The 13,853-nt window shown below is 55.7% G+C and carries 10 protein-coding genes and 3 pseudogenes; 10 read left to right on the top strand and 3 right to left on the bottom strand.

The genetic code is table 11. From position 1 onward, the window contains the following. Positions 1-101 precede the first annotated feature (101 nt). Positions 102-551 (top strand): annotated as a pseudogene (locus LJE94_15230) (beta-ketoacyl-ACP synthase III). Positions 552-630: 79 nt separating this feature from the next. Here the strand turns inward: LJE94_15230 and LJE94_15225 are convergent. After that, positions 631-2,658: a hypothetical protein gene (locus LJE94_15225; protein MCG6911457.1), complete on the bottom strand. Its 2,028-nt coding sequence runs from the start codon at positions 2,656-2,658 to the stop codon at positions 631-633. Positions 2,659-2,839: 181 nt separating this feature from the next. Here LJE94_15225 and LJE94_15220 point away from each other — a divergent pair, with 181 nt between their 5' ends. Beyond that, entirely contained in the window at positions 2,840-3,655 is an 816-nt protein-coding gene (locus tag LJE94_15220; GenBank protein ID MCG6911456.1) for an aldo/keto reductase, read from the top strand. A gap of 53 nt (positions 3,656-3,708) precedes the next feature. Here LJE94_15220 and LJE94_15215 read toward each other — a convergent pair. Further along, positions 3,709-3,981 (bottom strand): annotated as a pseudogene (locus tag LJE94_15215) (phosphate ABC transporter, permease protein PstA). 56 nt (positions 3,982-4,037) lie between these two features. Here LJE94_15215 and LJE94_15210 point away from each other — a divergent pair. Further along, positions 4,038-4,382, top strand: a pseudogene (locus tag LJE94_15210) (hypothetical protein). Positions 4,383-4,489: 107 nt separating this feature from the next. Then, positions 4,490-5,608: an NADH:flavin oxidoreductase gene (locus LJE94_15205; GenBank protein MCG6911455.1), complete on the top strand. Its 1,119-nt coding sequence runs from the start codon at positions 4,490-4,492 to the stop codon at positions 5,606-5,608. A 193-nt stretch (positions 5,609-5,801) separates the two neighbouring features. On the opposite strand, the gene LJE94_15200 is transcribed toward LJE94_15205, so the two are convergent. Next, positions 5,802-6,434, bottom strand: coding sequence for a TetR/AcrR family transcriptional regulator (locus LJE94_15200; GenBank protein ID MCG6911454.1), 633 nt, complete (start codon positions 6,432-6,434; stop codon positions 5,802-5,804). Positions 6,435-6,877: 443 nt separating this feature from the next. Here LJE94_15200 and LJE94_15195 point away from each other — a divergent pair, with 443 nt between their 5' ends. The 6 genes from LJE94_15195 (at position 6,878) to LJE94_15170 (ending at position 13,539) form a co-directional block, all read left to right on the top strand. Further along, a complete protein-coding gene (locus tag LJE94_15195; protein MCG6911453.1) occupies positions 6,878-7,666 on the top strand; it encodes an ABC transporter ATP-binding protein in 789 nt (262 codons plus the stop codon). Next, positions 7,656-9,611 carry an AMP-binding protein gene (locus tag LJE94_15190; protein ID MCG6911452.1) on the top strand — a complete coding sequence of 652 codons (1,956 nt, stop codon included), beginning with the start codon at positions 7,656-7,658 and terminating at the stop codon, positions 9,609-9,611. The genes LJE94_15195 and LJE94_15190 overlap by 11 nt, the downstream gene beginning before the upstream one ends. Before the next feature lie 106 nt (positions 9,612-9,717). Beyond that, positions 9,718-10,602: a branched-chain amino acid ABC transporter permease gene (locus tag LJE94_15185; GenBank protein MCG6911451.1), complete on the top strand. Its 885-nt coding sequence runs from the start codon at positions 9,718-9,720 to the stop codon at positions 10,600-10,602. 1 nt (position 10,603) lies between these two features. Continuing rightward, positions 10,604-11,650 (top strand): branched-chain amino acid ABC transporter permease, encoded by a 1,047-nt coding sequence (locus tag LJE94_15180; protein MCG6911450.1) that lies wholly within the window; start codon positions 10,604-10,606, stop codon positions 11,648-11,650. Between the two features lie 67 nt (positions 11,651-11,717). Next, on the top strand, positions 11,718-12,941 hold the full coding sequence (locus tag LJE94_15175; protein MCG6911449.1) for an ABC transporter substrate-binding protein: 1,224 nt from the start codon (positions 11,718-11,720) through the stop codon (positions 12,939-12,941). A 103-nt stretch (positions 12,942-13,044) separates the two neighbouring features. Next, the gene (locus tag LJE94_15170) at positions 13,045-13,539 is read left to right on the top strand and encodes a hypothetical protein (GenBank protein MCG6911448.1); all 495 of its coding nucleotides are present in this window, start codon (positions 13,045-13,047) and stop codon (positions 13,537-13,539) included. Positions 13,540-13,853 lie beyond the last annotated feature (314 nt).

The following is a 13,853-nucleotide window of genomic DNA, read 5'->3' as shown; positions in this document are numbered from 1 at the left end:
AGAAAGTGCCCGATCCACCGGAAGGTAGCGATATGTTTTCAGGTTGCATAGCAAGGCTTTCGTTACCGTCCCTGCGTTGGGGCTCGATGTAGGGAAAAACAATGTCACTCAAACAGTCGCATTCAGCCGTTATCAGCGGGACCGGCCTGTTCACACCCGAAAACATCATCATCAACGCAGAACTGGTCGCCGCTCATAATGCCTGGGCGGAAAAATACAACCGTGACCACGCCCAAGAGATCGAAATCGCTTCGCTGAAGGCAAAACAGATGTCTTCGGAAGCCTTCATCGTCAAGGCCTCCGGGATTCGCCAGCGCTATGCCTACGTCAAGGATGGGATACTGGACATCGACAGAATGCGGCCACGCATACCGGAACGACCGGAAACAGCGCTTTCCGACCAGGCCGGAATGGCCCTGCAGGCTGCCCGCGATGCCATCGAGGCCCCCGGTAAAAGCGCTGCGGACATCGACGCGGTGGTGGTCTCCTGCGCCTACACCCAGCGATCCTATCCGGCAATCGCCATCGAGGTTCAGAACGCCCTGGCCGTCGACGATCTCGGCGTCATCAGCTCCTTTGGTGCGGGGTATTCCATCGGCAGCCTCATTTTACGGCGGTTCCTGTAGTGCGTTATCGAATGCGAACATTCTGAAACGGCAGATACTCTGAATACCAGCTGTAGGATCCTATCCAGCTGCGGGTGGCCACATAGGGATAGAGCTTGAACTCCGGTATGGTTTCGATATTCGGCGAAATGTCCCTGAATATCATCTCCACCACTATCGACTGGCCGGTTTCGAAGGGAACCCCCCGGTAGGCTTCATTGGCCGGTGTCCTGATTTCCCCCCGCCACAGGTAAACCTGGTCGACGGTCTGCACGTCACCGCTTTGGTCGACCATCTCCGACAGCGTGTACCCGACGGTCTCATCGTACATGGCCAGATACTGGGTGTATTCGGCCTTGTTGGTGGCCAGGACGAAAAAGGTGACTTCATTGCCCTTGGCCTCGACTTTATTCAACTGGAAAAGCACATCCTGGTATTCCCCGATGGCGATGGCGTTGGCGGCGATGTCGGGGGCGGCAGAGGGTGTTTGAGCCGCCGCAGGATCTGTCTGAACGGGTGTCGTTGAAGCCGGCGGCTGGGCCTTCGGCTGCGGTGCCTGCAGGGCGCCGGCACCCGCAGGCGCCTCCGCTTGCTTTTCATCCAGAACCGTGCGCACCCGGAAGGCCATCTTGGTCCTGACGCTGTCACCCTCGTTGACAAAGGACAGCAGGCGCACCGCGATAATCTTGGCGTCGGTCACCGTCTGAGTCGACGAAGCACCCACCACCGCGTTATTCTCCACCTCGATTGTGGAGCTGGAGTGCTGCAGCTTGGCGTCGTTCAGGACCTCTTCCAGTTCCTCGATAACCGCTTCGGCGCAGGCTTGGGCCGGCGTCTGGGAGCGCTTGGCGGTAACCAGGCTCGACTTCACGATGATCGATTCGTGGACCCGCTTTTTGTCGTACAGTTGATTCTGGGCGCTTTGAAAGGACATGACGGCGGAATCCTTCTTCAGCCGCAGGACTTCGAGTTCGGTGTGGGCCTTGTCCATCTGCTGCTTTTTCTGCGTCAGACGGGGCACCTGAAACTCCTTGTCCGCCTGAGCCGCCGCTATCTTTTTATCGAGGTAATTGATCCTTTCCCGGTAGGATATCAGCTGCTCCCGCAGCCCCTCTTCGGCCTGGCGGTTGGCTGCGGCTGTTTCGCGGATCATCGCCTCCACCCGCCCCAGATCGACCTTGTCCGGCTTGTACCCGTTGCCGGACAAGAACCCATCCAGGTCTTCCTTGGAAGCGATCACCCTGGCCTTCTTCGGGGAAAACCCGGAACCGCCCGCGGCTGCCTGCCCTGCTTTGGGCGCCTGAAAGGGGTAAAGTTCGTAGCGTTTGATGCGCAGGTAGGTCGTGCCGCTGGTCTCTTTCTTCAAGACGACCCGGTACGGATTCTCCCGGTTCCACTCGGCGGTTCCCTCTTCGATGGTCTTGATGAAATCTTCGGTCAGCACATTGTCGATCACCTTGGTGAAGGACTGGACATAGGTCCCCATGTAACTGGCCATCAGCGGTGCCGACGCCTTGTCGGCCTGGCTCTCCAGTTCGTGTGCCGAATCCTTGAATCCGCGCGTATAGATGACCGCGACGATGGCCTCGCCGTGCTTCTCGGTCTTCAGCCAGGTGGTCAGCGATTTGCGCTGGGCATCGATATCCTTCTGGTAGCGGGCAATCTGATTGTCGATGTTGTCGATGCTGGCCTTGATGTTGTCGTAGCTCTTCTTCAACTCCTCGAAATCGTAGGAAGCCGTCTGAAATTGGGTCATCAGGTCATCCCGCCGCTTTTTCGTCCGCACGAATTCGCTGTTGGCGGCCCGGATGGAAGCCTTGTAGGCCGACATCTCCTTTTGCCTTTCCTCTTCCACGAGCCGGGTGTTCAACCGGTCCTCGTCAAGAGTGGAGTACCCCTCGCGGCTTTCCACCTCCGAACGAACGATCCGCATCAGCCTGTTTTTGGAATCCGCATCCAAGGCCACCCATTTGCTTTTGCTGACAGCGGCATTTCCCTGGACAGCCAACAGAAGAACGACGATGAAAAGCATTGCTTTGGTTGTGATCCGCATGATAAGTACCTCGGGCTGGAATGATTCTAAGACCTTTGAAAAATACCCCCATTGGCCCAATTTCGTCGCCAGGCCTAAAGGTCTTCTTTAAAAAACGCGTTTGAACCGTTAATACAGGATATCATACCGTGCGTTAATTTGAAACGGTCACTTTCGATATAATTGAGGGAACTTTTGATCCATGCAAGACGATTTCATGTACAAAGACGTCCCTGCTTTGGGGCGGCGTGTGTGCCGCCTCGGCCTGGCCACCAACTACGGCGTCGAGGGAAAGGATGTGGAATGGGCCCTTGGCCAGGGCATCAACTATTTCTTCTGGACCTCGAGGGCCCGCAAGGTCGTGCCGGCGCTCAAAAAGGCCTTGCGTCGCGACCGCGAATCCCTCATTCTCGCCACTGGCCCGACCACGGGATTCCTGGGCGGCGGCATCCGACGCGGCTGTGACCGGCTGCTGAAACAGCTCGGCACGGACTATATCGACATCCTTCAGATTTTCTGGCTGGGCCGCACCTCCGCCTGGACGCCCTCGACCGTCGACGCGCTTGTATCCTTAAAGGAATCGGGCAAGGTGCGGGCCATCGGCATCAGCATCCACGACCGAAAACGGGCGGGAAAACTCGTCGCCGATTCCCCCCTGGACATGCTCATGGTGCGCTACAATGCCGCCCACACCGGTGCGGAGCAGGACATCTTCCCCCACCTTTCCAAGCGTCGGCCGGCCATCGTGACCTACACGGCCACGCGCTGGCGCGGCCTGCTCAAACGCCCCAAGGGGTGGGAAGGCCCGGTCATGACCGCCGGCGACTGCTACCGCTTCTGCCTGTCCAACCCCCACGTGGACCTGACGCTCACCGGCCCTAAAAACCGCCGGGAACTGGAGGAAAACGTGCACGCCCTGCGCGAAAAAGGGCCGCTGTCTGAAAAGGAAAGCAACTGGATGAGGGCCTATGGCGGGATCGTGCACGGCGACAGCTCACGGTTCACCTTCGGGTTTTAGAGTGGTTGCCGGAAAAACGTTCCGACTGGCGTGCATGGCCGTCCCTGATATTTTCAAGGCGGTAAAACCGGGCGATAAATGATTGCGATCAGGTTCATCCCCAGCACCAGGGCGATCAACACAATCGCGGTGCCGTATTGAAGATGCCGGGTCTTTTCGATTTCAGTGCCTGCCGTTTCCAGCACATATATATGATAGGGCAGGGCCATAACTTCATCAAAGATGGATGTTGGCAAGTTGGGCGTAAAAAAGACCGCACCGGTAAACATGATGGGCGCGGTTTCACCGGCGGCCCTGCTGAGCCCGAGTATGGTACCGGTGCGGAGGAACACCATGAAAACCGTTGACAATGTTATTCAATGCAAACAGAGAATTTTTTTCTATGGGTGACTCGCAGACCAAAAACCTCTCTTTTCTGGATCGATTTCTGACCCTCTGGATCTTCCTGGCGATGTTCGTCGGCGTCGTCGGGGGCTATCTTTTCCCCGGCATTCGTCACGTGATCGACCGTTTTCAGGTGGGAACCACCAATAGCCCCATTGCCGTCGGGCTGATTCTGCTGATGTTTTCTCTCAAGGGCGGACACATCGTACAGCTTCCTTTGGATGTGTTCCGGATTGCCATCCCCCTTTGCATCTACTTCGTCGTGATGTTCTTCGTGTCGTTCTATCTGTCCATGCACGTCGGAGCCACCTATGAGCAGTCCACCACGCTGAGTTTCACGGCGTAAACATAAAGACCGTTCTCAAGGCTCGGGAAGAGGACTCTCCCTCTTGAAAGCAAAGATCCGAAATTGAGTTGAACGGCTTATCCTAAGCGATTGGAGGCTTTCACATGAAAACACTGCACGACGAAGTAACCATCAACGGCATGCGGCTCCGCAACCGGGTGGCCCTGCCGCCATTGACGACCAATTACGGGGGACCGGAAGGGGTTGTCACGGACGCCGTCGTTCGATTTTTAGAAGAGCGCTCGCAGGATGTCGGGCTCGTCATCGTCGAGGCTGCCGCAGTGCGCGCCGATGGCCGCATCGTCCCGGGCAGTCTGGGATTGTGGCGTGATGAACAGGTGACCGGCATGGCCAGGCTGGCCGCGACCATCAAGCAACGCGGTGCGGCCGCCGTGTTGCAGATCAGTCACGCCGGGGCCCGCGGTTTTCCAGGCGGCGGTGACATGCAGGGGGCCTCGCCCTCGGGCTTCGCTTTCAGACCCGATGTCGAACCGGTCGTTGTCAACCCGGAGCAGATCGAGCAATTGGTGGCAGATTTTGCGGATGCTGCGGACCGTGCGGCCCGGGCCGGCTTTGACGGCGTGGAGATCCACGGGGCCCACCTCTATCTTATCAGCCAGTTCCTTTCCCCTCTCACCAACCGACGCGAGGACCGTTATGGGGGCGATGTTGAGGCCAGAGCCACTTTTGCTCTCGACATTGTGCGGGCGGTACGGGAAAGGCTGGGCAACGACTATCCCATCCTCTTTCGCTTCAATGCAGTGGAGAACATGGAAGGCGGTCAAACAAAAAAGGATGCCGTCGCGGTGTCCCGGCTCCTGGCCGACGCCGGTGTGGATGCTCTGGATGTCTCTCTGACCACTGAAAGTACCTGGAGAGAAGTAAACGGCCGACGCTTTCCGGCCCCTGCCTCTGCGTTCCCCAAAGGACACCCGGCCGGTGCCAATGTCGAACTGACCGCCCGCATCAAAGCGGCAGCGGGCCTGCCGGTAATCGCCGTCGGGAAACTTGGTGAAGCGGGCGTTGCCGGTGAAACGGTAAAACACTTTCCCGTCGATATCGTCGCCATCGGACGCCAGATGATTGCCGATCCGGATGCCGCGGGCAAGATCCTTGCCGGAAAAAGCGATGAGATCGTGCCCTGCGAGGAATGCATGGCCTGCTTCGCCAGCCTTGGAAAAGGGAAGCCTATGGCCTGTAAAGTGAACCCCAAGGTTGCATAAACAACTGCTTCAGGCCCCCAATCCCTTGCTATCCCCGCAGGGAAAAATGTATTTCTTTGTGTCCTTTGTGTCTTGAGTGCAGCGGGTGGTTCAATAGATTTCTGACTTGACCGCTGACCTCCGGCCATACCATACAACCATAAAGGAGATGGCGGTCTCTTTCGACGTACCGCATGCGGTGCCGGCGTCTGCGTCAGCGCTTACCCTTTAGGCCTTCGAGGACGAGCTTGTAAACGGCTTCGGTGCAGACGTCTACATCCAGCGGTCTCTGGAAAATGAGGCTGGGAAGGACCATGTGCTCGATGGTGCCCAGGAGGGCCTGCATGACATGCCACTTTTCGATGTCCGGGCGTATTTCTCCGGCCGCATGGCCTTCTTCGATGATCTGCCGATAGAGCTGGGTGTATCTTTTTACAAATTGATAGGTGTCGCTTTCCCAGTATCCCGGAAAATTCCTGACCTCCAGAAAAAGGATCTTGGCGAAGGTGGCATTGTGGATATAAAAGCCGAAGGTGCAGCGGGTCACCTCGGTCAGTTTGTCGACGGCGCCTTCCAACCCGTTCAGACTGTCGATGATTCCTTTGTAGCTGATCTCCAGGTATTGGGCCAGGATATAGTGTAAAAGCCCCCTCTTGTCGTTGAAATACCGGTAGATCATGGATTCGTTGACGCCGGATTGTTTGGAAATTTCCGCCGTGGTGATGGATGAAAAGTCTTTGGTTTCGAGGAGCCGGTGCATGGCCGCAGCAATTTTTATTTTGCCGGGGGGGCCGGAATGATCGTTGATTTCACTGAACGCCAGCTTTCTGGTGAAGCACGCTTTCATGGCAGGATCACCCCTTGCTGTTCGGTTGTCGCGTGAAGAACTATTTTTTAGTCTGGCAAAAAAAATAAGACTTGACAGGTATCGGGGATAGTGCAAGTAATACTTGCATTATAAAAAAAAATAATGCAAGCATTATCTGTCCGGAGAGAAAGGACCCTCTTTCCGCCTCAACACCGGTCGAAGGGGCCTTGCATCGACGGATGGTTTTTTCCAGACAGTTTCTGTCAAAATCCAGTTGCCTAATAATTTCAACTTACCGTTATCACGTTATTTTTAAAAAAGCGTACCGCCGTTTCTAACGATTGCAAACGGTCGCCCCGGTCATTTGTTATGTCGAAAAGCGGGCTAAGTGTAAACTTTTATTTTCAAAATGAATTTAATTCATATTCTGGTCGAATTTGAATAACTGAAACACTCGACTCAGGGAAAAGGAGGCGTTGGTAGTGGATCCGGTTCTCGAGACACAGCAATTGGAACTGCACTTCGGTGGCCTGCAGGTGTTGGCCGGGGTGGATATAAAGGTTAGCAAATCTGAAATCCTGGCCGTTATCGGCCCCAATGGCGCCGGTAAAACCAGCTTCATGAACTGCATCAACGGGTTTTACAAGCCCCAGGGGGGGAACATTTTTTTCCAGGGTACCAAAATCACCCGTCTGTCGCCCTACAAAATTGCCGAGCTCGGAATTTCCAGGACCTTTCAGAACATCGAACTGTACACGGGCCTCAGCACCCTCGACAACCTCATGGCGGCCCGCCACATTCATTTGAAGCGGGGCGCGTTCTGGGGGGCCTTGTTTTTCGGTCCGACACGGCGGGAAGAGATCGCCCATCGTGAGGTGGTTGAAGATATCATCGACTTGCTGGATCTGGAACCGATCCGCAAAAGCATGGTCGGCCTGCTGCCCTACGGTCAGCGCAAACGGGTAGAGCTGGGCCGGGCGCTGGCCATGGAGCCCAAGCTGCTGCTTTTGGATGAACCGATGACCGGCATGAACGTCGAAGAAAAGGAAGATATGGCCCGCTTCATTCTCGACATATCGGAGCTCAAGCAGATCCCCATGATCCTGGTGGAACACGATATGGAGGTCGTCAGCGATATCTGCAATCGAGCGGTGGTATTGGACTTCGGGCAAAAAATCGCCGAGGGATCCCCCGAAGAGATCCAGCAAATGCCGGCAGTGATTCAAGCCTATTTGGGCGCCGATGAGGAGGAAAATGAGCATGTCTCCTGATACCGCGGGCACACCCGGGAACAAATCAGCCCATACGACAATCGACGCGACGTCCAACACGCTTCCCAAGGTCTTCAGACGAAATTACCAACAGCACCCGGACCGGGTAGTCATGCGCGACAAGGATAGGGGGATATGGATCCGCTACACCTGGCGCGACTGCTACGAAACCGTCCGTGCTTTCTGCCTCGGTCTCGTGAACATGGGGTTCGAAACAGGCGATAAAATCTCCATCCTGGGCGAAAACAAGCCCGAGTGGTACTGGGCCGAGATGGGGGCCCAATGCGCCCGGGGCACCGGTGTCGGCATATTTGCCGACTGCGTCCCTTCGGAAGTCAAATACTACGTGGAGCACTCAGATTCCAGATTCGTGGTCTGCCATGACCAGGAACAGGTCGACAAGGTCTTGGAAATCAAGAATGAGCTGCCCTTACTTAAAAAGGTCATCTACTGGGACCCCAAGGGCCTCTGGGGCTACGACGACCCCATGCTGATGAGTTTTAACGAGGTGCTGGATGAAGGGCGCCGGTACGACAAAGACCATCCCAATCTCTTCGACAAAATGATCGACGCAGGGAAACCCGAAGACATTGCGGTGATCTGCTACACGTCGGGGACCACGGGACTTCCCAAGGGAGCCATGCTGTCCCAGGGGTATGAGGTGGAGTCCATTACGAAATGGAGCGAACTTGACGACTGGCACAACAAGGGTGTCGAGTATCTTTCCTTCATTCCGCCAGCCTGGGCAACCGAGCAGGGCCTGGGAATCTCGGGCTGGATTGTAGCCGGCGTGGTGGTGAACTTTCCGGAGGAACCGGAAACCGTTCAAGAGGACCTGCGCCAGATAGGCCCGGAAATGCTTTTTTACGGGGCCAAGCTCTGGGAGTCGGTCAACCGCATCGTTCAGGCCAAAATAATCGACTCCACCTGGCTGCGCCGGCTGATCTACCGCAAAGCGCTTCCTGTGGGTTTGAAAACGGCCGACATTTACGTTCAGGGCAAACAACCCGGGGCCTGGCAGAAGTTGCTCTATTTTCTGGCCTACCATGCGGTCTTCCGGTCCTTGCGCGACCGGCTGGGACTTTCCAGGGTCAGGGTTGTTTATTCGGCCGGGGGCGCCCTGAGCCCCGAGATCGTGCGCTATTTCAAAGCCCTGGGCATCGAGATCAAGCTGTTTTACGGCAGCACGGAAATGGGTGTCGTTTCCAACCCGCGCAACGGCGAAATCCGTCCGGAGTCATCGGGGCGCATGGTGCCGTGGGCGAATGTCAAAATTTCGGAAGAGGGCGAGATCCTTGTCAAAAGCCATCTGATGTATTCCGGGTATTACAAAAACGAACAGGCCTCGCAGAAAAAACTGAACGCGGAGGGGTGGTACTGTTCCGATGACTTCGGGCATATAGACGACCAGGAACATCTCATCGTGATCGACCGCATGGAGGATCTCAAGCCCCTGGCGGGAGACAAGAAATTTTCGCCCCAGTACGCCGAGGTAAGGCTGCGTTTCAGCCCCTATATCAAGGATGTTCTGGCCGTGGGTGGCGAAAATCGCGAATTTGTCAGCATCCTGGTCAACATCGATATCGACAATATGGGGCGCTACGCCGAAGCCAACCACATTTCCTACACCACCTTTACCGATCTGTCCCAAAAAGAGGAAGTCATCGACATCGTCCGGCAGGAAATCGCCAAAATCAACCAAACGCTGCCGGATTACGCCCGCATCAAACGATTTGTAAACCTTCACAAGGAGTTCGACGCGGACGAGGCAGAACTGACCCGCACCCGGAAGCTCCGCCGCGGTTTCGTGGAGGAGCGCTACGGGGAGCTCATCGGTGCCCTGTACAGTGACGAAGAATCGATTACCGTGGAGGCGCCTATCACCTATCAGGATGGCCGCACCGGGGTGATTAAAACGACGATCAAGGTAAACCGCGTCGCATGATGCCGTTTCGGGAAAAAATGTCGTCCCATTGGCATGCGTGGTCACTTTTGACAAACCTCGAGGTTGAGGTAAACATCCATTGACAGGACATTAGGAACGGAAACCTATGACTGAATTTTTTCAACTGATCACTATGGGATTGTTGGAGGGGGGGCTCTACGCGCTGCTGGCCGCCTCCATCGTTCTGGTGTACAAATCCACGCAAGTAGCCAGCCTGGCCCATGGTCAGATACTGGCGTTCGGGGCTATTTTTCTGTACCTTTTTTATGGAAAAATGGGCCTTCCGCTGATTATCGCGGTCCCCTTTGCCCTGGTCGCCACCGGCATTATGGGACTGGTCATCGAACGCGTTACTATGCGGCCGCTGATCGGCCAGCCCCTGTTTGCCGCGTTTCTGATGACCTTCGCCGTTTTCATGCTGTTCGACGGCGTTTTTCAGTTGATCATCAAGGGCGGCATCCTGTCCATCCCGTCGTTTCTGCCTAGGAAAGTGCTCGTGTTGGCCGGGGTGAATATTCCAAGCGGACAGCTGTCCAGCTTTATTGCCGCGCTGGCCCTGTTCGGGATTCTCGGTCTGCTGTTCCGCTACACCAAAATAGGCCTGGGACTGCGGGCCAGTGCCGAAGACCACCAGCTGGCCCAAAGTACCGGCATCAGCGTCAAAAATATTTTCACGACCATCTGGGTGATCTCCTCCATGGTCGCCTGTATTTCGGGTATTGCCACGGCCTCCATCACGGACATCTACTACACGCTTCCCCAGATGGGCATCAAGGGGCTCATCGTGGCCCTGTTCGGCGGACTGGAATCGATTCCGGGCGCCTTGCTGGGAGGGCTCATTCTGGGCGTGCTGGAAAATGTCAGCGCCGGATACCTGGATCCCATCGTGGGTGGCGGCGTAAAAGAGGTTGCCGCTTACGTGATGCTGCTTTTGATTTTGTTGATCAGGCCCTACGGACTTTTCGGACAAGTGCGCATAGAAAGGATTTAGCATGAGACCCTGCGGAGTTTTCGACGAACGCTACGGCCAGGACATTGCCATCATCAGAACCAAACAGCACTGGGCGCTGTTGATCGGGGCAATTATTTTCATGTATGTTTTCCCTTTGTTCGGGTCTTACTACCTGGTCAGCTTTTTGAACAATTTTTTCATCACGGTGATCGTGGTGCTCGGCCTGCAGATCGTCAGCGGCTACTGCGGCCAGATTTCGTTCGGTCAACCGGCCTTCATGGCGGTCGGCGGGTACGCTTCGGCCATCCTGACCCTCAAGGTGGGGCTGAGTTTCTGGATTGCGCTGCCGCTCTCCGGCATTATTGCCGGTCTGTTCGGCATCATCGGCGGGGCCCCGTCCCTGCGCATCAAGGGGTTTTATCTGGCCATCGCCACCATCGCCATCCATTTCGTGACCATGTGGCTGATCCTGCACATGAAAATCACCGGGGCCACCCAGGGGCTCAATCCCATGCCGCCGGATTTTTTCGGATTTCCCCTGGATACCGATGAAAGAATCTATTATCTCATCGCCACGGTGATGCTCATCATGACCTATGCGGCCCGGAATATCGTGCGCAGCAAGGTGGGCAGGGCGTTTGTGGCCATCCGCGACAACGACCTGGCAGCCGAAGTCATGGGCATGAACCTGTACCACTACAAGCTGCTGGCCTTTTTCATCTCCTGCTTTTACGCCGGTATCGCAGGCTCCCTTTTGGGACATTTCATCATGGTCGTCCATCCCGAGCAGTACACCCTGACGCACGCCCTCTGGTATGTGGGCATGATCATCATGGGGGGGATGGGCAGTATTCCGGGTGTGTTTTTCGGGGTCGCCTTTGTTCGCATTCTGGATGAACTGGTGTTGTTTACCTCTCCCATGCTCTCCGATCTCTTTCCGTGGCTGGGCGCGAGCCCGGCCGCGGCTATCGGGCTCAGCGCCTTCGGTGCCATCCTGCTCGTTTTTCTGATTTTCGAACCGCGGGGTCTGGCGCACCGCTGGGAGATATTCAAAAAGTCATACCGGCTGTATCCATTCGCCTATTAGACGATTGCCGGGAGAATATGTTCATGGGTCCGTATCCAATCAATTCACAACAAGAGGAGGGACGAAAATGAGAAAGAAATCGGTATTCATTTTGATGTTGGCGGCCTTCATCTTCACCGCCCTTGGCGGGGTGAGCCCGGCCATGGCCAAAGACAAGGAAGTCGTCTTTCTGGACCTCACCGACATGACCGGCGCCATCGCCGGACTTGCGGGACCGGCATCCCAGATGTGCGAGGCCACCTTCAAGTACTACAACGATCAGGGCGGCATCGACGGGGTCAAGATCAAGTACATCGGCATCGACACCCGGTATGACGTGGCCCGGGCCCTTTCGGCCTATAAACGCTACCGGCGGGAACCTAAACTGCTTCTGGCCAACACCATCAGCACCGGTCTCGGCAAGGCGATCTATCCCTTGATCGAACGCGACAAGATTACCAACTACACACCCGGCGACGGCGAGTTTCAACACCGCTTGAGCCGGACCTTTATTTACAGCCTGCCCTATCAGGATCATTTCGCGGCCGCACTGGACTGGATGCTCGAGGACTGGAAGGCCAAAGGAAACAGCGGAACGCCCACCGTCGGCTTCATGAGCTGGGACAGCCCGTACGGCCGCGAGCCTTTCAGGGGCGGCAAGGAATATGCCCAGAAAATCGGCATCAACCTGCTCGAGGCCGAACTTTTCCCCGTCGGATCGCTCAAGCACGACGTCTGGCTCAACCGGTTGGCCCAGAAAGGCGCCAATTACATTTACGTGGGGGGCGTGGATCCCACCCAGACCAACGTGATCCGCGATGCCTACGCCCTGGGGTTGACCAAGACCATCCAGTTTCTTACCGATCCCTGGGGACCCGACCGGGCCGTGGGTGTCAAAGCCCATGCGGACGTGCTCCAGGGCGCTGTGGTAACCACCTGCTTTTCCCGGGGGACCGACACCACGAGCCACGAGGAAATGAACAAGATTGTGAAAAAGTACCTGAAGTGGGATGACATGTTAGGGGGCGCCAGTATAGGCTATTCCTGGGCCATGCATTTCATCGAGGCTGTCCGCATTGCCTTAAAGGACGTGGGGTATGAAAAGCTGGATGGGGAGGCCATGTACCAGGCGCTCCAGAAAATGAAAGGCATGGATGTGACCAAGGGCGCCACCGGTCCCTGTGACTACAGCCCGACGTCTCGCAGAATGACGCGCTATGTTAAATTTTACCGGATCGAGGGCAATGACCTGCATCCGATTACGGACTGGAGAATGGCGCCTGACGCGGTTTCATTGCACAAATGGGAATGATCTGCATCCGATTGCGGACTGGCTGGAGACTGGCGCCTGACGCGGTTTCATTGAACAAAATTTAATTCATGACCGCTCAACCGGTCTGAAAGGAGGATATGCTGTGAAAACAAATCGCTGGATTCAATTGTTGCATTTCCTGGTCCTGGGCCTTGCCGTGGTATTTCTGCTGGGCGCATGCGCCTCCATGCAAGCGGGCCCCAAGGCGACGTTGACGATTACCCCGGACAAAGTGGTGCTGACGCCGGATCTTTTGAAAAACCCCATCGTTTTTTCCGGAACGGGATTCGACCCCAATGAAATCGTTATTCTGGAATTGCTGGTACCGGAGGGCCTGACCATCAAGGGCGTCGGAGAGGGCGAGAATGCCGGTGTCGGAAACGGCAATGCCGACGCAGAGGGCAACTTCAGCATCAAAATGGGGGCGATGACCACCCTGAACACACTGTTTCAGGTGGGGTGGACGCCGCTCATCAAGCCGGATTTCAAGCAGGCCAAACCGCTGCCGCCGGGTGATTACGACATTCTCGCCACCGGCATGTTGTCGGACCGAACGGCCCAAGCGGTTCTGACGCTGCTGCCCAAGCCGGCGGAATAACGTGATGGTTCCTGCCAACCGCGTGCATTGCACGCGGTTGGTACCTAACCCGGATAAACCGGAAATACGAATATCTAATATCAAAATGCTAAACAATTTCAAATGACCCAACACCAAACACGTAAACAGCCATAAGGCCAAAAACTACATGCTAATTACGCTGCTTTTGTGTTTTTAATATTTGAGCATTTGAATTTGGTATTTGTTTAGAATTTGGTGAATTAGAAATTAAGATTTTTTTACATCCGGCCTTGATGAATCCGAAACCAACATCTTTCGCAAGGTGGTGGTTTACTCGAGGGGATATATGCTTA

This window comes from Deltaproteobacteria bacterium, assembly GCA_022340465.1.
In the GTDB taxonomy this organism is placed as follows: Bacteria; Desulfobacterota; Desulfobacteria; order Desulfobacterales; family B30-G6; genus JAJDNW01.
The sequence above is the reverse complement of the archived record's forward strand: the minus strand, read 5'-3'. Positions and strand labels throughout refer to the sequence as shown.